This window comes from Myxococcus sp. AM010 (assembly GCF_013372585.1).
Lineage (GTDB): Bacteria > Myxococcota > Myxococcia > Myxococcales > Myxococcaceae > Myxococcus > Myxococcus vastator.
Genome location: NZ_JABXEO010000058.1, coordinates 31659 through 56286, shown reverse-complemented (window position 1 = coordinate 56286; position 24628 = coordinate 31659). Strand labels below are relative to the sequence as shown.

Annotated in this window: 18 protein-coding genes; 2 read left to right on the top strand and 16 right to left on the bottom strand. The window is 69.7% G+C overall.

The features are described 5' to 3' along the window. The 12 genes from HV826_RS24315 to HV826_RS24260 all read right to left on the bottom strand — a co-directional run. Positions 1–407: hypothetical protein (locus tag HV826_RS24315; protein WP_176419389.1), on the bottom strand; the 407-nt coding region annotated here is incomplete at its 3' end. Further along, the gene (locus HV826_RS24310; protein WP_176419388.1) at positions 404–1642 is read right to left on the bottom strand and encodes a hypothetical protein; all 1239 of its coding nucleotides are present in this window, start codon (positions 1640–1642) and stop codon (positions 404–406) included. The genes HV826_RS24310 and HV826_RS24315, both read right to left, overlap by 4 nt. After that, positions 1639–2232 carry a cytochrome c gene (locus HV826_RS24305; protein WP_176419387.1) on the bottom strand — a complete coding sequence of 198 codons (594 nt, stop codon included), beginning with the start codon at positions 2230–2232 and terminating at the stop codon, positions 1639–1641. Before HV826_RS24305 ends, HV826_RS24310 begins: the two co-directional genes overlap by 4 nt. Continuing rightward, positions 2229–2774 (bottom strand): DUF3341 domain-containing protein, encoded by a 546-nt coding sequence (locus tag HV826_RS24300; protein WP_176419386.1) that lies wholly within the window; start codon positions 2772–2774, stop codon positions 2229–2231. The genes HV826_RS24305 and HV826_RS24300 overlap by 4 nt, the downstream gene beginning before the upstream one ends. Positions 2775–2778: 4 nt before the next feature. After that, positions 2779–4194, bottom strand: coding sequence for an NrfD/PsrC family molybdoenzyme membrane anchor subunit (gene nrfD / locus HV826_RS24295; RefSeq protein WP_176419385.1), 1416 nt, complete (start codon positions 4192–4194; stop codon positions 2779–2781). 3 nt (positions 4195–4197) lie between these two features. Next, complete coding sequence (locus tag HV826_RS24290) at positions 4198–7392, bottom strand: TAT-variant-translocated molybdopterin oxidoreductase (RefSeq protein ID WP_176419392.1); 3195 nt, start codon at positions 7390–7392, stop codon at positions 4198–4200. After that, positions 7389–8051: a cytochrome c3 family protein gene (locus tag HV826_RS24285; protein WP_163779600.1), complete on the bottom strand. Its 663-nt coding sequence runs from the start codon at positions 8049–8051 to the stop codon at positions 7389–7391. Before HV826_RS24285 ends, HV826_RS24290 begins: the two co-directional genes overlap by 4 nt. 398 nt (positions 8052–8449) lie before the next feature. Further along, positions 8450–8815: an HNH endonuclease gene (locus tag HV826_RS24280; protein ID WP_176419384.1), complete on the bottom strand. Its 366-nt coding sequence runs from the start codon at positions 8813–8815 to the stop codon at positions 8450–8452. A gap of 1 nt (position 8816) precedes the next feature. After that, positions 8817–9470 carry a ligase-associated DNA damage response endonuclease PdeM gene (gene pdeM / locus HV826_RS24275; RefSeq protein WP_176419383.1) on the bottom strand — a complete coding sequence of 218 codons (654 nt, stop codon included), beginning with the start codon at positions 9468–9470 and terminating at the stop codon, positions 8817–8819. Continuing rightward, complete coding sequence (locus HV826_RS24270) at positions 9440–11911, bottom strand: ligase-associated DNA damage response DEXH box helicase (protein WP_176419382.1); 2472 nt, start codon at positions 11909–11911, stop codon at positions 9440–9442. The genes pdeM and HV826_RS24270 overlap by 31 nt, the downstream gene beginning before the upstream one ends. Continuing rightward, complete coding sequence (locus HV826_RS24265) at positions 11898–13493, bottom strand: ATP-dependent DNA ligase (protein WP_176419381.1); 1596 nt, start codon at positions 13491–13493, stop codon at positions 11898–11900. The genes HV826_RS24270 and HV826_RS24265 overlap by 14 nt, the downstream gene beginning before the upstream one ends. Before the next feature lie 3 nt (positions 13494–13496). Further along, on the bottom strand, positions 13497–14549 hold the full coding sequence (locus HV826_RS24260; RefSeq protein ID WP_176419380.1) for a ligase-associated DNA damage response exonuclease: 1053 nt from the start codon (positions 14547–14549) through the stop codon (positions 13497–13499). A gap of 183 nt (positions 14550–14732) precedes the next feature. Here HV826_RS24260 and HV826_RS24255 point away from each other — a divergent pair, with 183 nt between their 5' ends. Together HV826_RS24255 and HV826_RS24250 are read left to right on the top strand one after the other, a co-directional pair. Continuing rightward, positions 14733–16226: an anthranilate synthase component I family protein gene (locus HV826_RS24255; protein ID WP_176419379.1), complete on the top strand. Its 1494-nt coding sequence runs from the start codon at positions 14733–14735 to the stop codon at positions 16224–16226. After that, complete coding sequence (locus HV826_RS24250; protein ID WP_163779614.1) at positions 16223–16786, top strand: aminodeoxychorismate/anthranilate synthase component II; 564 nt, start codon at positions 16223–16225, stop codon at positions 16784–16786. Before HV826_RS24255 ends, HV826_RS24250 begins: the two co-directional genes overlap by 4 nt. Before the next feature lies 1 nt (position 16787). Here HV826_RS24250 and HV826_RS24245 read toward each other — a convergent pair whose 3' ends face one another. From HV826_RS24245 to HV826_RS24230, 4 genes are all read right to left on the bottom strand, one after another. Further along, positions 16788–17393, bottom strand: coding sequence for a histidine phosphatase family protein (locus tag HV826_RS24245; protein ID WP_176419378.1), 606 nt, complete (start codon positions 17391–17393; stop codon positions 16788–16790). 62 nt (positions 17394–17455) lie between these two features. Continuing rightward, positions 17456–17986, bottom strand: coding sequence for a hypothetical protein (locus tag HV826_RS24240; RefSeq protein WP_176419377.1), 531 nt, complete (start codon positions 17984–17986; stop codon positions 17456–17458). 14 nt (positions 17987–18000) lie between these two features. Further along, positions 18001–19650: a DUF6923 family protein gene (locus tag HV826_RS24235; protein WP_217918764.1), complete on the bottom strand. Its 1650-nt coding sequence runs from the start codon at positions 19648–19650 to the stop codon at positions 18001–18003. Positions 19651–20002: 352 nt separating this feature from the next. Beyond that, on the bottom strand, positions 20003–24529 hold the full coding sequence (locus tag HV826_RS24230) for a CARDB domain-containing protein (protein ID WP_176419376.1): 4527 nt from the start codon (positions 24527–24529) through the stop codon (positions 20003–20005). Positions 24530–24628: the final 99 nt, after the last annotated feature.

Here is a 24628-nt window from a genome sequence, read left to right as displayed (position 1 = left end):
GGGGGCGGGGGCGGGTTGCGCTTCTGCTCGATGACCGTCTTCATCGCGGCGTCGATGGCGGGGTGCTGCTTCACCCCCGGCTGGTCACCCCAGCCGGCGCGCAGCGCCTGGTCCTGGCCGCTGAGCTTGTCCTCGGCGTGCCAGTCCTGCTCGAACAGGCGCTGGTTGACGATGCCCACCTCGTACTGGCCCATGGCCGCGGGACGCGGCGGCGGCCCATCCGGCTGGATGTCGGCCATGGTCCGATCCTGGATGTAGTAGGCCCAGACGATGCCCACCGCGAAGATGGCGAGCGAACCCACGCCGATGCCCACCACCTTGCCCATGACCAGGTGGTCTTCTTCGGCCGCCACACCGTGCGCGCCGACGATGACGCGCGACTCGAGCTCAACCTGGGTCTTCTTCATGGCTGCACGTACCTCAAGGACTCGGCGATGTAGGGGTCCTTCACCGTCAGCGTGTACTGGCCACGCGCCAGGAGGAGGGCCGTGCCCACCGCGATGCCGCCCACCCCGAAGAAGGCCGTGAGCAGCGACCAGTGGAATGTCGGGCCGGCGTCACCCGTCAAGGCCGGCCACACCAGCCAGTACAGGTCCACCGCGTGGATGACGAGCAGGTACACCGCCACCACGGCCAGCTTCCGGGGCTGCAGCTTCAGGTTGCGCGACAGCAGGATGAAGAAGGGCAACAGGAAGTGCAGGAAGAACAGGGAGATGGACAGCGGCCGCCACGCGCCGAAGATGCGCAGGCCGTACCAGGGCGCCTCTTCCGGGATGTTCGCGATCCACACCAGCATGAACTGGGAGAAGGCGATGTAGGCCCAGAACGCGGTGAAGGCGAGCATCAGCTTGCCGAGGTTGTGGAAGTGGTCCAGCTTCACGACGCTGCCGTAGAGGTCCTTGCCCTGAGCGTTCACCGTGACGATGGTCAGGATGCAGAAGGCCGCCAGGAAGCTTCCGGCGAAGTAATAGACGCCGAAGATGGTGGACTGCCAGAGCGGCGTGAGGCTCATCAGCCAGTCGAAAGAAGCGAACGTGATGGTGAGGGCAAGGAAAGGCAGCACACCCGGGGAGAACTTGCGCTGCTTCACCGTGAAGTCGAGCCCGCCCAGGGTGTCCTGCTTCAGGCTCCAGGTCCGCAGCCGCCAGGCCGCGAACGTCCACAGGCCGAAGTAGATGATGTGGCGGACGCCGATGCCAATGGGCAGGTGGTTGTTCAGGTAGCCGTGCTGCTTGTGGCTCAGGTGCTCCAACTCCAGGCCGGAGTAGCCCTTCGTCAGCTCGGAGCCGGGCCACCAGGGGTAGAGGTAGGCGGCCATGGCCAGCAGCGGCAGGGCCAGCACGAAGAACACCGGAATCACCGCGGAGGCCGTCTCCATCGTCCGGCGCAGCACGATGAGCCACTTGGCCTTCGCCGTGTGGAAGATGGCCTGCATGATGAGGAAGGCGACGCTGATGCCCACCCAGTAGGTGAAGCCAATCAGGTAGGCGTGGGCCGTCTCACCCTTGGCGTCCGTGGCGAAGAAGCCGCCCAGCGTGGCCAGCAGGCCGAGCACGCCCACGGCGAACGCGGGCACCATCAGCTTCGGCGTGCCGTTGTAGGGCTCGAAGCTCGTGTGCGAGTTGGTGACGGGGGGACTCATCGGTTCTCCTGCGGAACGGGCTGCTGGCCGTCCGTGCGGGTATTGCGGGCCGTCTGGAGCGCGCGGACGTAGGCGACCACGGCCCAGCGCTCGCGCAGGTCGAGCTCACCGGAGAAGGACGGCATCACGCCGTAGCCCTCGTTGATGGCCATGTAGAAGTGGCCGTCCGGCTTGCTCTCCAGGTCCAGCAGCGAGGGAGGCAGGCGCAGGGCCATGTTCTCCGCGACGATGCTGTTTCCATCACCGAGCACGCCGTGACACTGCGAGCAGACGATGTTGTACTTCTTCTGACCCAGGGTCAGCAGGTTCTGGTCCACCGTGACGGGCAGGTGGGCCACCGGCTGGCCGTCGCTGCGGCCGGTGAGGGCCACCTGGCGCTGCATGGGGTCCTTGAGCTCGGGGAGCCTGTCGAAGCGCTCACGCGGAACCGTGCCCGCGGGAGGCGTGCGCATGGCGCGGCCGTCCGCCCAGAAGTCGGACGCTTCGTAGACCTCGTACTTCGCCTGGTGCTCCATGCGCTGGAGGAACTCCGAGCTGACGTTGCAGCCCGTGAGCGCGGCGAGTCCGGCGGCGGGGATGAGCCACCTCATTCCTTCTCTCCCGTGACGAGGGTCACCTGGGTCGCGCCCAGGGCCTTGAGCTGATCCATGACCGGCGCCGCGTCCGTGCCCGTCGCCTGGGGAACGCTCAGCCAGTAGCCGTGCGTGGAGGCGGTGCGGAAGTCCTCGGACTCGAAGACGGGGTGGTACGGCTGGGGCAGGCGGCTGAGCCCCAGCAGACCGAAGAAGATGCCGAAGGCGGCGAACAGCACCCCCAGCTCGAACGTGATGGGGACCCACGCCGGCAGCGACAGCAGCGGTCGGCCGCCGATGTTGAGCGGGTAGTCGATGGTGTTCATCCAGGTCTGCATGGCCAGCGCCGTGGCCACGCCCGTCAGGCCGCCGCACAGGGCGATGAAGGGCACGCGCGAGGGCGGCAGACCCAGGGCCTCCGAGCCGCCGTGAAGCGGGTACGGAGAGTAGGTGTCCATTCCCTCGAAGCCCTTCTCCCGCATCTGGCGGGTGGCATCCACGAGGGCGTCCGGCGTCGGGAACTCGGCCAGGACCCAGGATTCGAGAACGGTGGCTTCCATGGCTCTAGTGCGCTCCGTGGGTGTCGGCGCCGTGGTGGGCGTGAGCGGCGTGCTTGAGCTCCAACTGCAGCTCCTTCACCTCGCTGATGGCGACCGCGGGCACGAACTTCAGGAAGAGGAGGAACAACGTGCCGAACAGACCCAGGGTGCCCACGTAGATGCACCAGTCGACCCACGTCGGCGTGTAGATGCCCCAGGAGGACGGCAGGAAGTCCTGGCTCAGCGAGGTGACGATGATGATGAACCGCTCACACCACATGCCGATGTTCACCGCGATGGACGCGACCCACATGATGGCGATGTTGGTGCGGGCCTTCTTGAACCAGAAGATGTTCGGGGTGATGACGTTGCACGCAATCATCAGCCAGTACACCCCGGCGTAGGGGCCGGTGGCGCGGTTCACGTAGAAGGTCCACATCTCGTACTGGTTCTGCGAGTACCAGGCGACGAAGTGCTCCATCAGGTACCCGTAGGAGACGAGCAGGCCCGTCGCCAGGATGACCTTGTTCATGTTCTCCAGGTGCCGGTCCGTAATCACGTCCCGCAGGCCGAGGTACTTGCGGGCGGGGACGATGAGCGTGATGACCATCGCGAAGCCGCTGAACACGGCGCCGGCCACGAAGTAGGGCGGGAAGACGGTGGTGTGCCAGCCGGGCAGCAGGGAGACGGCGAAGTCGAACGAAACGATGGTGTGCACCGACACCACCAGCGGCGTGGAGAGGCCGGCTAGCAGCAGGTACGCGATCTTGTAGTTGTGCCAGTGCCGCCCGGAGCCGCGCCAGCCGAGCGCGAACAGGCCGTAGAGGGTCCGCTGCAGCTTCGTCTTGGACGAGTCACGCAGCGCCGCCAGGTCCGGGATGAGGCCCACGAACCAGAAGAGCGCGGACACCGTGAGGTACGTGGAGATGGCGAACACGTCCCACACCAGCGGCGAGCGGAACTGCGGCCACGCGCCCAGGGTGCTGGGGTAGGGGAACAGCCAGAAGGCGAACCAGGGGCGACCGGTGTGCAGCAGGGGGAAGAGACCGGCGCACATGACGGCGAACAGCGTCATGGCTTCGGCGAACCGGTTGATGCTCGTGCGCCACTTCTGCTGGAAGAGCAGGAGGATGGCGGAGATGAGCGTACCGGCGTGGCCGATACCGACCCACCAGACGAAGTTGATGATGTCGAACGCCCAGCCGACGGGCTGGTTGTTGCCCCACACGCCGATACCGCGGGCCAGCGTGTAGGTGACACCGATGACGAGCAGGCCCAGGGCGCTGAGCGACAGGCCGAAGAGCATGAACCAGCCCTTGCCCGGCTTGCGCCAGACATGGTCCAGCAGCGTCTCGTTCAGGGACGCGTCGTCATGGTGCGGCGCGACGAGGGGCCGCGGCTCGAGCGGATCGAGGGCAGCGTTGGCAGCGGTTTCAGCCATGGCTCAGTGGCTCCCTTGGTTCGCGGCGGCGGACGCGGCGGGCTCGAGGGCGGGGTTGGGATTTCGGACGCGGATGAGGTGCGCGGTGCGCGGGCGGGTGCCCAGCTCGTGGAGCAGCTTGTACGCGCGCTCATCTTCGTGGAGCTGCGTGACGCGCTGCTGCTTGTCGTTGAGGGAACCGAAGGTGATGGCCTGCGTCGGGCAGGTCTGCTGGCAGGCGGTCTGCAGTTCCTTCTCGTTGATGACGCGCTTCTCCACGCGGGCGTCGATGCGCACGCGCTCGATGCGCTGGACGCAGTACGTGCACTTCTCCATCACGCCGCGGTTGCGGACGGTGACGTCCGGGTTCATCAGCATCTTCTCGGTGGCCGTCTTGTCCGCCGTGTAGTGCAGGTAGTTGAACCGGCGCACCTTGTACGGGCAGTTGTTCGAGCAGTACCGGGTGCCGACGCAGCGGTTGTACACCATGTCGTTGAGGCCCTCGTCCGAGTGCACGGTGGCGTTCACCGGGCAGACGTACTCGCAGGGGGCCTTCTCGCAGTGCACGCACATCACCGGCTGCATCACCATCCGGGGGTCGCTCTCGCTGCCCTCGAAGTAGCGGTCGATGCGCAGCCACTGCATCTCACGGCTGACGGAGACCTGCTGCTTGCCCACGACGGGGATGTTGTTCTCCGCCTGGCAGGCAATCACACACGCGCTGCACCCGGTGCAGCGGGACAGGTCGATGGCCATGCCCCACTTGTAGCCCTGGGGGTTGCTGGGGCCCTTGTCGTAGTCGAAGGCCGGCAGGTTGTCCTGGACGCCGAACTTCAGCTCGCCCTTGACGCGGTGGAGCGTGTGCTCCGTCGCGGTGGACGGGTTCTTCAGCTCGGACAGCGGCATGTCCAGCGCCAGCGGGCGGTTCTCCATCCGCCAGTGCGTCTGGGTCAGGCTGAACTTGTAGCTGCCGCGCACCTTGGTGAGCGTGGCGCCGCCGTCGAACCAGGGCGCCTTCAGGGTGCGCACGGCGTTGGCGTTGAAGCCCACCGCCTTGGCCACCTGCTCGTGCAGGCCGTCGCGGCCGTAACCCAGCGACATCGTCACGGTGTCGTTGGCGTGGCCCGGCGTAATCCACACCGGCACGGTCAGCTTGCGGCCGCCGTAGCTCAGCTCCGCCAGGTCACCGGGCTCCAGGCCCAGGCCCTTGGCGGTCTCCGGGCTCAGCAGCGCGGCGTTGTCCCAGGTCATCTTGGTGATGGGGTCCGGGAGCTCCTGCAGCCAGGAGTTGTTGCCGAAGCGGCCGTCGAAGATCTTGTAGTCGTAGACGAAGTTGATCTCGAGCTCGCCCGCGGCGGGAGCCGAGTAGCCCGTCACCAGCGCGGAGGCGGCGCCGAAGTCCGGAGCGCCCTGCACCGGGGCGGCCTGCGTGCCGGGGATGGCGCCATCCGACACCCAGCTCTCCCAGCGGGCCTCGAAGTCACCCTGTCCTTCGGCCTGACCCTGCCAGTAGTCGCGCAGCATCTGGTACGCGGGGCGGTAGGGCTCGTCGAGGAACATCGCCAGCAGCTCGGACTCCGCCACGCCGTTGTAGAGCGGCTGGATGAGCGGCTGGGCAATGGCCACGGTGCCGTCGAACGAACGGCCGTCGCTCCACGTCTCCAGCGGGTGCGCCGCGGGGACGAACCAGTCGACGTACTGGCTGGTCTCGTCCTCGTAGAGGCCCGTATAGAGGACGGTGAGGTTGCCACGGTTGGGGTTGGTCGCCGGGTCCAGCAGCTCCTTCAGGCCCGTGTCCGCCGGAACCGAGAACACCGGGTTCCAGCTGGTGATGACCAGCGTGTCCACGCGGCCGGCCGTGAGGTCCTCCACCAGCGCGCGGACCTGGCTCAGGCCCTCCTGCTCCGCGATGGACGACTGCACGTACTTCACCGTGGTGCCGGTGTTGCCCAGCGCGGCGTTGATGGCGTGGGCCAGCGCGTGGACCGCAGCCGGCTGACGCTCACCCGCGACCACCAGGCTGCGGCCAGGACGCGCACCGCGCAGGTCCGCGACGACCGCCTGCACCCACTTGTCGTGGTCCGCCTTCAGCGACGCCTTGCTGGCGGCGGCGCCAGCCAGCGAAGCGGCGGGGCCCCCCACGGCCTGCGCCACCGCGGCGGCGACCGCGAGCACTTCCTGCGACTTCACGCGCAGGCGGTGGTCGGCCATGCCGCCGGTGATGGAGAAGCGGGCCTCGGCCACGTAGAGCCGGTTGAGCGGGCCGTTGTTCGGGTCGCGGCGGTTGGCGAACTGGCGCGCATAGGCCAGGTTCTCCGGGCGGCTCTCCAGGAAGTCCGCGTCCAGCGCCAGGACGATGTCCGCCTGGGCGAAGTCGTAGATGGCCGTGACGGGCTGTCCGCCGAAGAGCGCGCGGGCCGCCTCTGCCTGCGTGTCGTGCGTCTGCGCGGTGTAGCTGTGGAAGCGCGCGTTCGGCAGCTTCTTCAAAATGCGGTTGCGCAGGTCGCCGGTCAGCGGCGAGTTGCCGGGCTCGGACAGGAAGCGCACGCGGCTGCCACCGTCCCCGGCGGAGGCCTTGTTGGCGCGGTTGGCCAGCTCCTCGCGCAGGACGCGAAGGGCGCGGGGGCTCTTGCCCTGACGGAGCACGCGGGCGCGGCTCGGGTCGTACAGGGACAGCAGGAACGCCTGCTCCCAGGGGCCCGCGGCGCCCTGGTTGACCGGGTGGTCCGGGTTGCCCTCGATCTTCACGGGGCGACCCTCACGGGCGGTGATGAGCAGGCCGGAGGTGTGACCGGCCAGCGTCATGCCGGACGCGTAGTGGAGCGGGTTGCCCGGGACGAGCTCGGGAGGCGTCTTGGTGTACGGCAGGAGGCGCTCATCCACCGGACGGGTGCTGCACGCGGTGGCGCCGGCCAGGGCCAGCGAGGCACCCAGCAGGTGCATGAACTCGCGGCGGGCGAAGCCGGTGGGCGCCAGGTCCGCGCCGGCGGGGAACTCCGGCCGCGTCTCTTCCAGGTAGTCGGGCGCGCCGAGCTTCTCCTCCAGGCTGCGCCAGTACGTCTGGCCATAGCCGGGCTCGGAGGAGGAGGCATTGGCGGCCGCGTGCTCGAGCGCCTCGCCGACAACGTCGGACGCGGCGGCGGGCCGGTCCGTGACGACCGGGAGCGCGAAGGAGGAGGGGGTGTCCTGCGACGGGGCGCCGTCGCGCTTCGTGTTCATCGGTGGCATGTGGAGCAGCTCTCGCGCGAGTGGACGTCGTACGCTTCTGCCAACTGGCGGCCAAGCTCAGCGGCCTTGGCCTTGTCTTCGGGCGGGGTCCACGTCATGGACGTGATGAACTCCGCAGGACGCAGGTGGGGCTCCGGATTGCGGTGGCAATCCAGGCACCAGGCCATGGTGAGCGGCGCGGCCTGCTCCACGGCGGCCATCTGGTCGACGCGGCCGTGGCAGGTGGCGCAGCCGACGCCCTTGGCCACGTGGATGGAGTGGTTGAAGTAGACGAAGTCCGGCAGGTTGTGCACGCGGACCCAGGGGATGGGCTGGTCGGAGAAGAACGCCTTGCGGACCTCGGTGAGGTACGGGCTCTTGTTCCAGACCTGTGCGTGGCAGGACATGCACACCGTGGTGGAGGGGATGCCCGCGGAGGGCGACTCCTCGACCGTCCAATGGCAGTACCGACAGTCAATCTGCTCATCACCCGCGTGGTGGCGGTGATCGAACTCGATCGGCTGTTCAACGGGCCGCTGCTGGCCAGTGACGTACGGCGAGCGCACGTAGGCCATGAGACCGCCGATGCCGATGGCGGGCACGGCAAGGAGCGCCGCGGCTGACAGCCGCGACACCGTGTTCGTCCAACGTGGGAAGAGAGGGCCGCTCATACCAGGACCATGGGCAAGGGGGCTTCGACAGAAGCAGTGACGGGAACGAAAGGCGAGGCGTGGGCGTTGCCGGGCGCGGGGAGCGGAGGGGCGTTCCCGGCCCCAACGGGGCGGGTGGGCGGTGGCTCCTGGCGCACTGAAGGCGAAGCGGACACGTCCAACGAGACCTCTATTAGTAATGCCGTGGGCGGGGCCCTCCTTCTCTCCCTGCCCTAATGCGGCGCGGGACCATCGGGCATCGACACGGCAGTGTCAACCATTCAGATGTGGCGGTGCGGGGATACCACTTCCACGCGCGAGGGCGGAAAGTCGCCGTCGCGCGGTGATGAATCTCTCTTCTGGCGGGAGGTAGGGGTGATTGAGCAAAGCACCCGCCGGAGTGGATCACTCCGGGTGTTTCACGGCGCGTCGTCGGTCTCCGGCTGCCGCCAGCGCGCGAGGCGCCGGGCCAGCAGCCGTTCCACCAACTCCCGGGCGCGGGCGTCCCGGTGATAACGGGCGTCATGCCGGGAGCCCTTGCCTTGGTTGCACCGGGCGCAGGCCAGGCCCAGGTTGGTCAGCGCCTCGGTGCCCCCGGCCGTCTTCGGGAGGATGTGCTCGATGGTGGCGCGGCTGATCGGCTCGCCATCCAAGCCGACCCATAAGTGCGCGTTGCAGTGCAGGCACTTGCCGAGCCACGCCTCGCGGCCCCGGTGGTCGGCGCGCTCGAAGGTATTATCCGTTTCGATGATACCCAGTATCTTGCGACGCTTGGCGTAGCTCATCCTACACCTCGACGACTGCGGGGCCGGCGACGGCGAAGATGCGATCGCCCGCGCGGCGGGAGACGTTGGGTCCACCGGTGAAGGCACTGAAGGCCGGGAGCACGCCCACGCCGTGTCCCACCTGAAAGCAGGGAAGTCGCAGTGTGTCGCGCTTCCCACCCAGCCGCACCATGGGGTGGAGGTGACCTGCCCATACATAGCGGCCGGACACGGGCTCCGGATGGTGGGCGAAGTGGAACGGGCCTTCGTCGATGGCGGCCTCGCGGACGTCCAGGCGCCAGCGCTCGGGCAGCGTCTTCATGTGCCGGTCATGGTTGCCCCGCACCAGGACGCACGCCACGGAGGCGTGGGACTCCCGCCACACGGCCAGCCGCTCGACCACGGCGGGGGTGAGCCCCTGGCGGGAGTGGATGAGGTCGCCCAGCAGGAGCAGGCGGCGGGCACCGGTGGAGGTGAGCGCCGCGGACAGGCGGGTCAGGTCGTCCTCCAGCACGCCCGTGGGCAGGGGGATGCCGTGCTGCTGGAAGCTCTCCGTCTTGCCCCAGTGGAGGTCCGCCACGGCCAGGGTGCCGGTGTCGGGCCAGTACAGGGCGCGCTCCGGGAGCAGCTCCAGCAGGGTGCCCGCTATGCGGACCTGGCATCTTCGCGAGTCCATCGCTCCTTCAACCGCTCCACCCGCTCCAGCAGGGACTCGCTGGACAGGCTCGCGCTGATGCGCTCGACGACGAGGGGGAAGCCCAACGGCGTGGGCCGGCGGACCTGGATGAGCTCCAGGGGCGCGGCCTGAAGCCGCTCCAGGGTCCGCGCCAGGCGCCCCTCCTCGAACTGTTGCTCCAGCACCTCCCGGCGGGCCTGGACGAGCAGGAGGTTGTCCGGGTCGTATTTGATGAAGACGTCGTGCAGCAGCGACGCGCTGGCCTGGACCTGTCGCGAGGACTTGCGCGCGCCGGGCAGGCCCGGCGGCACCAGCCCGGCGATGCGGGCGATGTCTCGGAACTGGCGCTTCGACAGCTCGCCGACGTTGACGCTCTCCAGGACGTCCGCCTCCAGCCGCTCGCGGGTGAAGAGGGCGGGGCGCAGCGCCTCCTCGAAGGGGAAGGGCGTGGGCGTGAGCAGCTCCAGGCCGTAGTCATTCACCGACAGGGTGAAGGTGGCCTTGCGCAGGCGCGTCAGCCGCAGCGCGAGCAGCGCCGCCAGTCCCTCGTGCACCCGCCGTCCTTCAAAGGGGTAGAGGAAGAGGTGGTGCCCGTCGCGCGTCTGGCACGCCTCCGCCAGCAGGAGGTCCGCCGCGGGGATGCGGGACAGGCGGGCCTGCGCGTCCAGCACGGGCCAGGCCGCGGCCAGCTCGTCCGAGGTGACGTCGCCATGGCGCGCGGTGTCCAGCGTGCGCCGAACGGCGGCGGCCAGTGAGCTGGACAAGGGCAGGCGGCTGCCGCCCCAGCGCGGCGTCTGGGTGACCTTCGTCTTCGCGGGCCGCACGTAGGCGGTCATGTCCTGGAGGCGGCTGAACTCCAGCTTCTTCCCCGCGAAGATGAAGGTGTCGCCCGGCTTGAGGCGGCTGACGTAGGACTCCTCCACGCTGCCCAGGCGCCCGCCGCTCCAGTAGCGCAGCTGCACCACGGCGTCGGAGGTGATGGTGCCGATGTTGAGGCGGTGCATGCGGGCCACGCGCGCGTCCGCGACGACGCAGCGTCCCTCCTGCTCCACCACGCGGCGGAACTCCGGGTAGGCGCGCAGCGTGGGGCTGCCCTCGCGGACCAGGGACAGGGTCCACGCGAACGCCTCGTCAGTGAGGCTGGCGAAGGCCGCCGCGGTGCGCACCTCGTCACGCAGGGCATCGGGCGTGAAGCCGCCGCCCATGGCGCACGTCACCAGGTGCTGCGCCAGGACGTCCAGCGGCTTGCTCGGAGGCGTGCGGGCCTCCACCTCGCGGCGCAGGAGCGCGTCCTTGGCGGCGGCCATCTCCACCAGCTCCAGCGCGTGCGTGGGGACGAAGAGGATGTGGCAGGTGGCGCCGGGACGGTGGGCGCCGCGGCCCGCGCGCTGCATCGTCCGGCCAATGCCCTTGGGGCTGCCCACCTGCACCACGCGCTCCACCGGGCCGAAGTCCACGCCCAAATCCAGCGACGAGGTGCACACCACGATGCGCAGCGAGCCTTCCTTGAGGCCGCTCTCCACGCGCTCGCGCTCCTCGCGGTCGATGGAGCCATGGTGGAGCGCGATGAGGTGCTCCCACTCTGGACGGACGAAGCGCAGGCCCTCGAACCAGCGCTCGGCCTGGGAGCGCGTGTTGGTGAAGATGAGCGTGGAGCGCTCCGGGTCCAGCCACGCGCCCACGCGGGCGAGCATGGAGAAGCCCAGGTGGCCCGCCCAGGGGAACGCATCCACGGACTCGGGCAGCAGCGTCTCCACGACGACGGGCCGCTCCAGCGCCGCGCTCACAATCGTGGGCGTCAGGCCGGTGCCCACGGCGTGACGCGCGGCCTCGTCCAGGTTGGCCAGCGTGGCGGACAGCGCCCAGGTGCGCAGGCCCGGGGCGAAGTGGCGCAGGCGGGCCAGCGCCAGCTCCAATTGCGAACCCCGCTTCGAGCCGAGCAGCTCGTGCCACTCGTCCACGATGACGGAGCGCAGCGACGCGAACAGCTCCGGGGCCCGCTCATGCGTGAGCAGGACGCACAGCGACTCCGGCGTGGTGATGAGCACCTGCGGCAGCCGCTCCCGCTGACGCTGGCGCACCGAGGAGGACGTGTCGCCGGTGCGGCTCTCCACGGTGATGTCCGCGTCGAGCACGGTGAGGGGCTCCCGCAGCGCCTTCTCCACGTCCCGGGACACCGCGCGCAGCGGCGTCACATAGAGGAGCTGAAGCCCGGGCTGTCGATGCGCCGCCACGTCCGCGAGCGGGCCCAGGTAGGCCGCGTACGTCTTGCCCGCGCCAGTGGGGACGTGGAGGAGTCCGCTTTCGCCGCGCGCGTGGGCGGCCCAGGCCTCTTCTTGAAACGGATAGGGCGTCCATCCCTTCGCGCGGAACCAGGCGCGCAGGGCCTTGCGACTGGCGGCAAGCTGCGCCCGCGGCGAGCGAGGCCTACCCGCTGGCATGGAGCAGCGCCTTGAGCGAGTCCAGCGTGTCCGCGTCCCGCGGCTTCTTGTCCGTCCGCCAGCGGGCGATTCGGGGGAAGCGCAGCGCGACGCCCGACTTGTGACGCGGCGAGGACTGGATGCCCTCGAAGTGCAGCTCGAAGACCTGTTCGGGCTCCACCGAGCGCACGGGGCCGTACTTCTCCCGCGTGTGCGCGCGAATCCACCGGTCCAGCCGGCCCATCTCCGCGTCCGTCAGGCCGGAGTACGCCTTCGTCACCGGCTGGAGCTCCGTGCCGTTCCACACCGCGAAGGTGTAGTCGGTGTACAGCGACGCGCGCCGGCCGTGGCCCGGATGCGCGTACAGCAACACCGCGTCCACCGTGAACGGGTCAATCTTCCACTTCCACCAGTCGCCCCGCTTGCGTCCGGTGAGGTACGGCGACTCCAGGCGCTTGAGCATGAAGCCTTCGACGTTGCGCGCTCGCGCCTCGCCCCGCGCGGTGGCCAGGTCCTCCCAGGTGGCCGCTGGCACGACGGGCGAGACAGGCAGCCGCGGCACGTCCTTCAACAGCGCCTCCAGCTTCGCGCGCCGCTCGCGCAGCGGCTGGCTCCGGAGGTCCTCGCCTCCCAGCTCCAGCACGTCGTAGGCGATGAAGGCCGCTGGGGCTTCGGCCAGCACCTTGGGCGTCAGCTTCTGCCGGCCGATGCGCCGCTGGAGCAGGGCGAAGGGCAGGGGCGCTCCGTCCGCGTAGGCCAGCACCTCGCCGTCCAGCACCGTGCCCTCGGGCAGCGCCGCCGAGGCGTCCGCGATTTCAGGGAAGCGCTCGGTGATGAGCTCCTCGCCCCGGCTCCACAGGTGCACGCCGCCCTCGCGGCGGATGAGCTGGCCCCGGATGCCGTCCCACTTCCACTCCACCAGCCACTCCGCCCGGTCGCCCAGGTCTCCGGGTGGCTGCTCCAGCGGTGACGCGAGGTAGAAGGGGTAGGGCCGGGAGCTGTCGCCGTCCGACTCGTCCTGGGACACGAGCTGCCGGAAGAAGGTGGGCGAGGGCGTCCATGTCCCCATCAGCCGGTGCGCCACGCTGGGCGCGGGCAGGCCCGCCACCTGCGCCACCGCGCGGACCACCAGCGTGGAGGACACGCCCACGCGCAGCTCGCCGGTGAGCAGCTTGTTGAGCAGGAACAGCTCGCGCCGGGGCATGGCGTGCCACCAGGAGACCACCTGCTCGCGTTGCCCGGCGGCATCCAGTTGACGCAGCGGCAACAGGCGTTGCTCCAGCCACGTGGACAGGGGCAGCTCCTCGGTCCGCGCCGGGCGCTCGCGTGCGTCCAGCAGCAGGGCAATCACCTCCGCCAGGTCGCCCACGGAGGCGTAGACCTCCTCGAAGAGCCAGCCGGGGATGCCCGTCAGCTCCTGCGTCCACCCCACCAGCAGCTTCGTGGGAAGCAGCCGCTTCAGCTTCTGGCCCGTGAGGAAGTAGAGCGCCCACGCCGCGTCCTCCGGGGGCGCTTCCTGGAAGTAGCGCGCGAGCGCTTCCACCTTGGCGTTGGTGGAGGTGGTCTGGTCCAGCGTTTCATAGAGGTCCGCCAGTCGCCGCACGCGTCAGTCCTCCGCTTCGCCTTCGAAGGGCGTGGCCAGGGGCGCGGCGTCCACGCCCTGTTCGCGCAGGTAATGGGCCAGCGGCTCGGTGTAGCCGTGCGTCACCAGCACGCGCTCCGCCTGGGTGTCCTTCACCGTGCGCAGCAGGTCCGGCCAGTCCGCGTGGTCCGACAGCACGAAGCCGCGGTCGAAGCCCCGGCGGCGGCGGTTGCCGCGAATGCGCATCCAGCCGGACGCGAAGCCCGTCTCGTACTCACCGAAGCGGCGCATCCACGTGGAGCCGCTCGCGCTCGGCGGCGCCAGCACCAGCGCTCCCGCGAACGAGGTGCCCTTCTCCACCTCGGACACCCATTGCGTGGGCAGCATGCGGACGCCCGCGTCCCGGTACACGTCCACCAGGGCGTGCAGCGCGCCGTGGACGAACACGGTGCGGTCCGTCCGCTTCGCCAGCTCCGCGAGCAGCCGCTGCGCCTTGCCCAGCGCGTAGCAGAACAGCACCGCCGCGCGGCCCAGCGCGCGGTTGACGTCCCACCAACGCAGGATGTCCTCGGCCACCTGCTCCGTCGCGTCCCAGCGGAAGATGGGCAGGCCGAACGTCGCCTCGGTGATGAAGGTGTGACAGGGGACGACCTCGAAGGGCGCGCACGTGGGGTCCGGCGCGCGCTTGTAGTCACCGGACACGACCCACGTCTCCCCGCCGTGCTCCACGCGCAGCTGCGCGCTGCCCAGCACGTGGCCCGCGGGATGGAAGCTGATGGTGACGCCGTTGATGCTCAACCGTTCGCCGTAGTCGAGCGTGTCGATGGTGGCGTCCGCGCCCAATCTCCGGTGCAGCAGCCCCTTGCCTGCCCGGGCGCCCAGATAGTGGCGGCTGCCACCGCGGGCGTGGTCACCATGCGCGTGGGTGATGAGCGCCCGGTCCACCGGACGCCAGGGGTCGACGTGGAAGCCGCCGGGAGCGCAGTAGAGCCCCTGAGGCGTCACCGTCATCAATGGAGCGGAAGGCGCGGCACGCAAAGTCCCATTCAGATAGCGAGGGGCTCGGAGGCGGACCACCGGGGGTGGGACTTCGCCTCACCGGCGGGAGCTCCCCGGGCTGCTCTTCGGGCACCCGCTGGCCGGGGGGGCTTGCGCGACGGATGCAGAGGAATATCGGACCGCTTGGAGGACTCCCCTTGGACGGGGGATAACCCCAGTTCCCCCCTGCCGTGATGCGCGGTGGGAAGCGAGTCAACGACGATGGATGCACAGGAGCGGAAGTCAGCCTACCGACGGCGCGCGGAGCAGGGCGAGGCGGTGCCGGTGTCGGTGGAGCTGCCGGCGGACCTCGACACGCCGCTGTCGGCCTACCTGAAGCTGGGCGGTGGTTCGCGCGGCTTCATCCTCGAGTCGTGCTACGGCGGCGAGCGGTTCGGCCGCTACAGCCACATTGGCGCGGAGCCCGCGGGCCGCGTGCGGCTGGACCGCGGCGGCGCCACCTTGTGGCGGGGCTCGAACGAGGAGCGTCGGGACGGCAAGCCCCTGGACGTGCTGCGCCAGCTCTGGCGCGAGCTGGCCGTGGCGCGGCTCCCCGGTGAAGCGCCCTTCCTGGGCGGGCTCGTGGGGTACATGGGCTACAACTGCTTCTCGTGGCTGGAGCCCACGGTGCCGGACCGGCACCCCAGCGACCTCTCCTTCCCGGACTCGGAGTGGCTGGTGTGCGAGGACTTCGTCACGCACGACACCCGCACCGGGACGCTCAAGGCCACCGCCATTGCCCGGCCGTCGCTGCACGGCAGCGTGGCCGCCGCGCTGCAGGACGCGGAGGCGCGCGCGCGGGCCATGGCGGACCGGCTGCTGAAGCCGCTGCCTCCGGAGGCCTACGCGCCGGCGCCGCGCATGCGTGGGGACGTGGCGCCCACCGCGTGCTGGGAGCGCGCGGGGTATGAGGCGGCGGTGGCTCGGGCGCAGGAGTACATCCGCGCCGGAGACATCTTCCAGGTCGTGCTCGCGCGCCGCTTCGAGTCCCGGGGCGCGCCGCCGCCGCTGTCGCTCTACCGCGCGCTGCGGCGGGTGAATCCGTCGCCGTACCTCTTCCTGGTGGCGCTGGGCGAGGCCCGCGCGTTGGTGGGCGCATCGCCGGAGCTGCTGGTGCAGGTGCGTGACGGGGACGTGGTGGTGCGGCCCATCGCCGGCACCCGGCGGCGCGGCGCGTCCGAGGCCGAGGACCTGGCCCTGGAGAAGGAGCTGCTCGCGGACGAGAAGGAGCGCGCCGAGCACATCATGCTGGTGGACCTGGGGCGCAACGACGTGGGCCGCGTGGCGGCGCCTGGCTCGGTGCGCGTCGAGGACATGATGCTCATCGAGCGCTACAGCCACGTGATGCACATCGTGTCGCAGGTGCGCGGCAAGCTCGACGCGAAGTACGACGCGCTGGACGCGCTGGCCAGCACCTTCCCCGCGGGCACGGTGTCGGGCGCGCCCAAGATTCGCGCGATGCAAATCATCGACGAGCTGGAGGTCCAGCGGCGCGGGCCCTACTCGGGCGCGGTGGGCTACCTGTCCTTCTGCGGCACGCTGGACGTGGCGATTGCCTTGCGCACCTTCTTCGTGGACGGAGACCGGACGATGTGGACCGCGGGCGCGGGAGTGGTCGCGGACTCCGTGCCGTCGAAGGAGGCGGACGAGACGGAAGCCAAGGCGGGCGCCATGGCCGCCGCGCTGCGGCTGGCGCGCGAGGGAGGTGGCCGGTGATTCTGGTCATCGACAACTACGACTCCTTCACCTTCAACCTCGTGCAACTCCTGTACACGTTGGGGGCCGAGGTGAAGGTGGTGCGCAACGACGACCTGGATGCTCAAGGCGTGGCGGCCTCGGGCGCGTCCCACCTGGTGATTTCGCCGGGGCCCTGCACGCCGCACGAGGCGGGCGTCAGCGTGGCGGCCATTGCCCAGTCACGCGTGCCAGTGCTGGGCGTGTGCCTGGGGCACCAGTCCATTGGCGCGGCCTTCGGCGGCAAGGTGGTGCGCGCGCCAGCGCCGGTGCACGGCAAGGCGGCGCACATCCAGCATGGCGGCACGGGCCTCTTCGCGGGGCTCAGCGCGGGCTTCGCGGCGGCGCGCTACCACTCGCTCATCGTGGAGGCGCCGTCCCTGCCCGCTGAGCTGGAGGCCACCGCGTGGAGCCAGGATGGCCTCATCATGGCGCTGCGCCACCGCGAGCGGCCCGTGGTGGGCGTTCAGTTCCATCCAGAGAGCGTGCTCACACCGGATGGGCCGGCGCTGGTGCGCAACTTCCTGGAGGGGCGGCTGTAGCTCAAGCGCGCAGGTGCGTGGTGTCGTTCCACGACACGATGGCCGGGCGGCGCCTGTCGCCGTCGTGTCCGAGCACGCTGATGGACGCGGTGCTCAGCAGGAAGAGGCGGCCTTCCCACGGAGGCAGGCCCAGCCACCGCGCCGCGAGCACGCGGAGCAGGTGCCCGTGGGCGAAGATGAGCACGTCCCCGTCCGTCCGGAGCGCGTCGGAGATGACGCTGTCCACGCGCGTGGCCACCTGCGCCGCCGTCTCGCCGTTGGGGACGCCGTTCTTCCAGATGGTCCAGTCGGGCCGCTCCGCGCGAATCTCCGCGCCGGTGCGCCCCTCGTAGTCGCCGTAGTCCCACTCCATGAGGTCCTCGCGCGGCTGGGCCAGGTCGTCGTAACCGGCGAGCGCGCAGGTGTCCGCCGCGCGGCTCAGTGGGCTGGTGTAGACGGCGTCGAAGCGCCAGGCCTTCAGCGGCGCGCCCAGAAGGCGGCCCATCTCCCTTCCGGAGTCCAGGAGCGGAATGTCCGTCCGCCCTGTGTGCCGGCCGTTGTGGCTCCACTCCGTCTCTCCGTGCCGGACGAGTACCACCTGTTTCCCGGGGGTCTTCATGGCGCGCATTCTGGCAGGGCCCGGGCCCGCGCGCAGGCGAAAGCCCGAGGGGCCTCGGGGTGCCGGGACATTCAGTGGGCGATGTATGTCGACGGTAGGAGCGTCTTTCCGCCCCTGCCGTCGAAGAGGCTGTCCTTCAGGTGCAGGTGGATGACGACGCGTGAGCGCTGCTCCAGGGCGCCGCGCGTCGTCGAGAACTGGATGGTTCCGGCTTGGGCGTTGATGAGACCCGCGAGGCGGTCTTCCTTGAACGCTCCCACGTCGTCCAGGCGCACGGTGATGTCCACCTGCTTCACGTACCTGGGCAGGAAGAAGCGCCCCATCAGGTGGGCCTGGTCCGTCTTCGACAGGTCCATGGCGCGCGCGTTGGGCGAGGGCTCGAAGCGGATGGGCTCGCCGAAGGACGTGACCTCGACCTGGCCCATGCCCAGCAGGACCATCTCGTACTGTGCCGCGTCCTGGCCCCGCATGCGGATTTCGAAGGCGTCCAGCACGGGGTCTCCCAACGCTCGCATCAAATCGTCTTCGCTGCTGTCGCAGGCACCTGTCCCCAGCGCCACGAGCAGGCCCGGAACCCACCTGGATTTGGATGGAATCTTCATGACCGCGCTCCCTCTCAGAACCGAGGCTCCTCGGCGTGCTCCATGGCCCGCAGCGGGTCCACCGCGAAGATTCTCTTTCGCAGCGGAATCGCCGTCCGTTTGCCAGAATGGTTGTGCCGCTCCAGCCGCTGTCGCAGCTGCTCCATCCGGCCAGGGTCGAGCGGGGCCGGGCTCGCCAGCGCGGACAGGGTGGGCGCGCGCGTGTTGAAGACGCGCTCGTTGCAGACCGCCGTCAGCGCTTCGCGCGCCGTGCGGACCTTCAAGGACTCCGTGGCCGTGCGGCGCGCGTTGTCCGAGGCGATGGCGGGGTTGGCCCAGAGGATGCCCAGGGCACCTGGGAGGGTGGAGACTTCGCCGAGGGCGCCGAGGGAGATGGGGCCGTATGCCAGGCACTCCAGGAGGGCGCTCTCGCTGGCGCCGAAGAACCCGCGGCCCCGGGTCGTCGGCTGCGGGCGAGGCGAGCCCCAGAGGTAGAAGCCACACATCGCGCCGTTCGCGAGCTGCGGCACCGCCCGCGTGAGGAGGGTGGTCAGGTTGCCCGTCATCACGTCCACGGCATGGAAGCCGCTGGCCCTGCGGGTGTCGGGGCCGCTGGTCCCATGGAGGAAGAGCTCGCCGTCGCGTGTGAAGACGGCGGCGCTCATGTGCGGGTCCTCCGCGAGCTCGCCGTCAATCCGCGCGGGCGAGGGATGGTCCGTGGCCACGCCCGTGCGCGGGTCGATGGTGGTCAGCCGCTGGGTGGCGTTGTTGAAGGCGTAGAGCAGGCCGTCCCGGGGGCTCATCGCGAAGTCCGCCACCTGGAAGTCTCCCGGGGCGCTGACCACGTGCTCGGAGAGCGTCTCTCCGGTGCTGGGGTTGACGCGGATGAGGCGATGGGTGCTGGGCTCGAAGCCGGCGTAGGCGCCATCCTTGAGGACGGCGCCCGCGGTCCAGATGGCCGACTGAGGCGCCTCGGTGTCCAGCGGGGCGATGACGCTCGAAGCGCCCGTGGCGTCGACGCGGATGAAGTGGGGCGCGCTGACGCCGTCCGACGCGATGGCGTACAGGCTGTTGTCGAAGGGGTTGAACGCCAGCGCGTTGTAGGGGAGTGCTGCTTCACCCTGCAGCGTCAGCGTGCCGGTGGCGGGGTCGAAGATGTAGAGCCGCGAGGGGGCCGCGGGCCGTCCTTCCGGAGAGCGCGAGGCCGTGGAGAGGTAGACGGTGTCGTCGCAGAACAGGTCGGGCCGAGGGAGGCAGAGCACGTTGGTCCCCGCCTGGCTGGCGCCCGCGTCCCAGCCGATGCTGAAGGTGCTGGTGAAGGAGACCTCGTGGTTGGGCGTCACCGGATTCGCATCATGTATCCCCAACGTGAGACACGCGTCGTAGCTCTCCAGCGTGAGTTCGCATTGGTACGTGACGTGTCCTCCCTCCGGGACCACGAGGGGGGGCGTGGGCGAGCGCGTGCAGTCCTTCAGCAGGGGCGCGGTCGCGGAGCGCAGCTCGGAGGGGCGCTCCAGGTCGATGTTGGCGACGGTGAGCGTGAAGCGCAGCGTCTCCGGGTAGGTGCCGACCGTGTATTGCTTTCGTCCGTTCACGAGTTGCTCGGAGCGGAGGTTGTTGGCCCAGGCGTTCGAGGCCCAGACGGCCCCAATGAACAGGAGCCGGAGCCACTTCCTATCCATCATGGAGGTCTCCACGTCCGTGATTGCAGGGGGACGGGAGCCTGCGGGCTGCAGTCGATGTGCCAGTTATTCTCTTGTTTATTGTGATTCTTGGAGATTGGTGCGCGTGCCTTGGAGGGTGCTTGGATGTTGAGTCGCGTTGTCTGTGAATGCCTTCGGGACGGCGGGAGAATGGCCTGGAGGTCAGGTTTGTGTCCGCCGGGTGGAACTCGATGGCAGGAGGCGCTGACGCCAGCGCGGAGCGCCAGGTCGCGGCTGTGTAGGAATTACAAGAGGGCGGCTGGCATTCGTTCAGGGTTGCAGGCTGCCCGGCCGGACGACGGTGCGCCCGGCCGGGCATGTTCTCCGGCAGTGACTACTGCGTCACGATGATGAGCCGGTCCGCGCGGACGTTGTTGTCCTCGCGCAGTTCCTCCTGGTGATTCCAGGGGTCGGCGATGCCGCCCAGGTAGAAGAACCCGGTGGGGCCCGAGTCCGGAGGCGTGTAGGCCGTCACCGAGGCATTGCGCGTGACGCACTGCCCGGCGTCCAGGGTGTTGACCTGAACGGCGCCGATGACCGTCTGTGATTCGGGGGGGGCCCCCGGTCCGCCTTGAGGTGGGAGCTCGAGTGTGTCGCTGCTCGACAGATACAGGTCCACGGCGGTGTTGCTGGCGGTGGTGGTGCCCTGGTTGCACACGCGCACGGTGGCGGTGAAGGCGCTGCCTGTCCTCACGGAGGTGGGGCCGGAGAGGGAGGTGATGACCAGGTCGGGCCGGTCGCCCACGCCCATGAGTCCGCTCACGAAGGTGTTGTTGTCCTCGCGCAGCTCCGCCTCCATCTGAGAGGTGTCGACAGCGGCGCCCAGGTACAGGGGGTGATTGGGCGACGCCTCGGGGGGCAGCGTCACCCAGGCTGAGGCGGGCTCCGTGACGCACTGCCCTGGATTCAGTGGCTGCACGTTGACGTAGCCAAGGGGCATCTGGGTGTTCGGGTAGGGCATTCCCGGGCCATTCCACTGGGGCATGACCACCCGCGCCTGCGTGGAGAAGAACAGCTCCAGGGAGGTGCCGTTCGAGTACTGCGTCCCCTGATTACAGACTGTCACGGTGGCGGTGAAGGTGCCGTTGGACGGCACGCTCGCCGGTGCGCTCACGGTGGTGATGACGAGGTCCGGGCCGTACCCCACGCCGATGAGGCCGCCCACGAAGGTGTTGTTGTCTCCGCGCAGCTCGTCGTGCGGTGCATGTGCGCCGACGGTGGCGCCCAGATAGAGCGGGCCGTCCGCCACCGCCGCCGGGGGGCGCTGCGCCCAGGAGGGGATGTTCAACGTCACGCAGTCATCCACTTGCAGCGACGGGAGGCTCAGCTCGCCAACCACCTGCTGGGTGTCCGGCATGGGCGGGGCCGGCTCATTCCACGACGGCAGGTGCAGGGTGTCCTCCGTGGAGAGGTAGACCTCCACCAGGGTGGAGGACGACGCGCTCGTGCCCTGATTGCAGACCGACACGGTGGCGGTGAACGCATCGTAGCGCGCCACGCTCGCGGGGCCGGTGACGGAGGTGATGACCAGGTCGGGGCCTTCGCCCACGCTGAGCTGGCCGCTGACGAAGACGTTGTTGTCCTCACGCAACTCCTGCTCGAAGCGATTCGCGTCGACCAGGGCGCCCAGGTAGAGCGGCTGGCCGGGCGTCGCCGCGGGAGGCCGGCTGGCCGTGGCGCTGGCGCTCCCCGTGAAGCACCTGCCGGGGTTCAATGAGGGCACGCTCATGCCGCCGACAGGCTGTTGCGTGGCCGGCAGGGGATTGCCGGGGCTGTTCCACCGGGGCATGACCAACGCCGGCTCCGAGGCGAGGTGCACCTCCACGTCGTTGCCGGCCGAGGGGGCCGTGCCCTGGTTGCACACCGTGACGGTCGCGTGGAACGTGTCGTTGGGCAACACGCTGGCGGGGGCCTGGATGGCGGTGACGACGAGGTCGGGCCCGTAGCCTACGCCCACGAGGCCGCTCACGAAGGTGTTGTTGTCCTCGCGCAGCTCCAGCGTGCCTCCCCACCCGTCGACGATGGCGCCCAGGTAGAGGGGCTGGTCGGGCGTCGCCGCGGGAGGCTGCTGCGCGTGGCCCGGGACCGCCAGCGTGACGCACTGGCCGGCTTCCAGGTACGGGACGGGCAACATCCCGGCAGGCGCCTGCGTCTCCGGGAAGGGGGCGCCGGGGCCATTCCACCGAGGCAGCGCCAGGCCTGCCGTCGTGGAGAAGAACAGCTCCAGGTCCGAGGAGTACGAGGAAGCAGTGCCCTGGTTGCAGACGGTGACGGTGGCGGTGAAGGCGTCATTGGGCTGCACGCTCGCGGGGCCGGTGAGGGCGGTGACGACCAGGTCGGGGCCGTAACCCACGCCGATGCGGCCACTGACGAAGGTGTTGTTCTCCTCGCGAAGCTCTTCGACGTCTCTCCACACGTCGACGATGGCGCCCAGGTGGAAGACCTCGCCTGGAACGGCGGGCGGGAGGTAGGCAGAGCCGGAGGCGTTGCCCGTGAAGCATTGGCCGGCGCTCAACGAGGGAATGTTCAGCTCACCGGCGGGCGTCTGGCCCTCCGGGAGCGGGGCGCCCGGGTTGGTCCAGTCCGGAAAGAGCAGGCTGGATTCGGTGGAGAGGAACACTTGTGCCTGGCTGGGGCTGGACTGCGCGGTGCCCTGATTGCAGACGGTGAGGGCCGATGAGAACGGCTCGTTCCTCCGCACGCTGGCCGGGCCGGTGAGGGCGGTGACGACGAGGTCGGGGCCGTCACCCACGCCGATGACGCCGCCGATGAAGGTGTTGTTGTCCTCGCGCAGCTCCTGCACCGCCGACCACGGGTCGACGATGCCGCCGAGGAAGTAGGCCGTGTTCCAGTTCCCTCCTGGGGACTGGGCCACCGCGGTCCCGGAGAGCGCCCTGCACTCGCCGGGGTCCAGCGGTGGGAGCGTGAGCATCCCAATGGGGGTGCGCATGAACGGCTCGAAAGTGGGGCCACCCTCCGGCGTTGGCGCGTTTAGGAACGTGCTCGTGGAGAGATAGAGCTCCAGCACGTCGGAGTAACTGCTCTGGGTGCCCTGGTTGCAGACCGTCGCGGTGACGGGGAAGGTGCCTGTCCCGACGTTGGCGGGCCCCTTCAGCGCGGTGATGACCAGGTCGGGGCGCTCGCCCACGCCCATGAGTCCGCTCACGAAGGTGTTGTTGTCCTCGCGCAGCTCCGGGACGTTCGACGCCGTGCCGGCGATGGCGCCCAGGTAGAAGGACTCCATTCCGGGGGGCGCGTCGTGGGGTCGGCCCGCGTGGATGACGACGTCGCCAGTGACGCATTGGTCCGGGTCCAGCCCGGGGAGGGTCAGCAAGCCAATCGAGGCCTGGGTCCCATGGTGGCTGTACACATAGGACGGCAGGTCCAGCGTCGGCACCATGGAGAGGAACAGCTCGACGTCGACCATCGAGGTCGGCTCCGTACCCTCGTTGCAGACGGTGACGGAGGCGTTGGCGGAGCCCCAGGGGCTCAGGCTCGGGGGGGCCGTCATCGCGGTGACGACGAGGTCAGGCGCCTGCCCCACGCCGAGGGGGCCCTTCACGAAGACGTTGTTGTCCTCGCGCAGCTCCGGGACGTTCTGCGCGGCATCGACGAGGGCCGCCAGGAAGACGACCCTGTCGAGCGGGCCGCCGGGGGGCGGGGCCGCATCGGCCAGCACGTCGCGTGTGGCGCAGTGGCCAGGGCCGAGCGGAGGCAGGCCCGTCTGGCCCACCATCGTCTGTCCCGGTGGAGGCGGCGTGCCAGCGCCGGGCATGGCGAAGGCGCCATCCACGGAGAGGTGCAGCTCGACGGCGCTGGTGGGCGCGGGCTGGGTGCCCTGGTTGCAAACCCTCACGGTGGCCATGAGCGGGTGGCTGCCCCCGGTGTTGGCGGGCGCGTGGACCTCCGTGACGACGAGGTCCGGCGCGTCCCCCACGCCGATGGGGGCGCTCACGGTGATGTTGTTGTCCTCGCGCAGCTCCGGGGTGCTCTGCTGGGCGTCGGCGATGACGCCCAGGTAGAGCGGCTGCCCGGGTGAGGCGCCGGGCGGCAGCGTCACCAGGGAGGACACCTCGCGGAGGGCGCACCGGCCCTGGGACAGCTCCGGCATGGGGAACGAGCCAATCAGGAGCTGGCCCGAGGTGGGCGGCGGGTTCGGGACGGGCCAGGACACGGTGTCATCCGAGGAGAGGTAGAGGTCCACGGACCCCTGCTCCGACATCGCCGTGCCCTGGTTGCACACCTTGACGGTCGTCGTGATGCCCTGGCCGCTTCGGGCACTGGCGGGCGCGTGGACCTCCGTGACGACGAGGTCCGGCCGCGTCCCCACGCCCAGCACCGTCACGCCGACGTTGTTGGCTTCGTCCAGCTCGACGACGGTCTGCTGCACGTCGATGATGGCGCCCAAGTGGTAGGCGCCGTCCCCCTGGCCCTGCGCGGGCGGCGTGGCGTACCCGGTGAGGCCCCGCGTCTCACACTGCCCCGCCTCCAGCGCGTTCATCTGGACCGTGGCGACGAGCACCTGGTCCAGGGGCGGCGGCAGGCCCGGGTCGGGCCAGGACAGGGTGTCGTCCGTGGAGAGATAGAGGCCCAGCTCGAGCGCGCCGAAGGGCCCCTGGGCGAGCGCTGTCCCGTCGTTGCAGACCCGCACCGTGGCGGTGAACGTCTCTCCGAGCCGAACGCTCGCGGGGCCCCGTAGCTCCCGTATCACCAGGTCGGGGCCAAAGCCCTGGCGCTGGGACTGACTTCTTGTGGGGACAGGCTCGGTGGGGGCTGCGTCGCCCCCACAGCCCGTCCCTGCCAGCAGCCCCGCTGTCAGCAGGAACGCACCGCTCCAAGACGGCCTTCGCCGTTGCAACATATTGCCTCCGGATGGATGGCGCCGCGGACGAGCCCGCCCGATGCGGGTGTCCAGGGCGCTCCGGAGTGTTTATAGGGATGGCGAATTATTCCCGAAAAT

What these genes read in the sequence shown, in the direction of transcription:
- HV826_RS24310 (WP_176419388.1), bottom strand. Translation starts at nt 1,642, where the DNA reads ATGAGTCCCCCCGTCACCAACTCGCACACGAGCTTCGAGCCCTACAAC.
- HV826_RS24305 (WP_176419387.1), bottom strand. Translation starts at nt 2,232, where the DNA reads ATGAGGTGGCTCATCCCCGCCGCCGGACTCGCCGCGCTCACGGGCTGC.
- HV826_RS24300 (WP_176419386.1), bottom strand. Translation starts at nt 2,774, where the DNA reads ATGGAAGCCACCGTTCTCGAATCCTGGGTCCTGGCCGAGTTCCCGACG.
- nrfD (WP_176419385.1), bottom strand. Translation starts at nt 4,194, where the DNA reads ATGGCTGAAACCGCTGCCAACGCTGCCCTCGATCCGCTCGAGCCGCGG.
- HV826_RS24290 (WP_176419392.1), bottom strand. Translation starts at nt 7,392, where the DNA reads ATGAACACGAAGCGCGACGGCGCCCCGTCGCAGGACACCCCCTCCTCC.
- HV826_RS24285 (WP_163779600.1), bottom strand. Translation starts at nt 8,051, where the DNA reads ATGAGCGGCCCTCTCTTCCCACGTTGGACGAACACGGTGTCGCGGCTG.
- HV826_RS24280 (WP_176419384.1), bottom strand. Translation starts at nt 8,815, where the DNA reads ATGAGCTACGCCAAGCGTCGCAAGATACTGGGTATCATCGAAACGGAT.
- pdeM (WP_176419383.1), bottom strand. Translation starts at nt 9,470, where the DNA reads ATGGACTCGCGAAGATGCCAGGTCCGCATAGCGGGCACCCTGCTGGAG.
- HV826_RS24270 (WP_176419382.1), bottom strand. Translation starts at nt 11,911, where the DNA reads ATGCCAGCGGGTAGGCCTCGCTCGCCGCGGGCGCAGCTTGCCGCCAGT.
- HV826_RS24255 (WP_176419379.1), top strand. Translation starts at nt 14,733, where the DNA reads ATGGATGCACAGGAGCGGAAGTCAGCCTACCGACGGCGCGCGGAGCAG.
- HV826_RS24245 (WP_176419378.1), bottom strand. Translation starts at nt 17,393, where the DNA reads ATGCGCGCCATGAAGACCCCCGGGAAACAGGTGGTACTCGTCCGGCAC.
- HV826_RS24240 (WP_176419377.1), bottom strand. Translation starts at nt 17,986, where the DNA reads ATGAAGATTCCATCCAAATCCAGGTGGGTTCCGGGCCTGCTCGTGGCG.
- HV826_RS24235 (WP_217918764.1), bottom strand. Translation starts at nt 19,650, where the DNA reads ATGATGGATAGGAAGTGGCTCCGGCTCCTGTTCATTGGGGCCGTCTGG.
- HV826_RS24230 (WP_176419376.1), bottom strand. Translation starts at nt 24,529, where the DNA reads ATGTTGCAACGGCGAAGGCCGTCTTGGAGCGGTGCGTTCCTGCTGACA.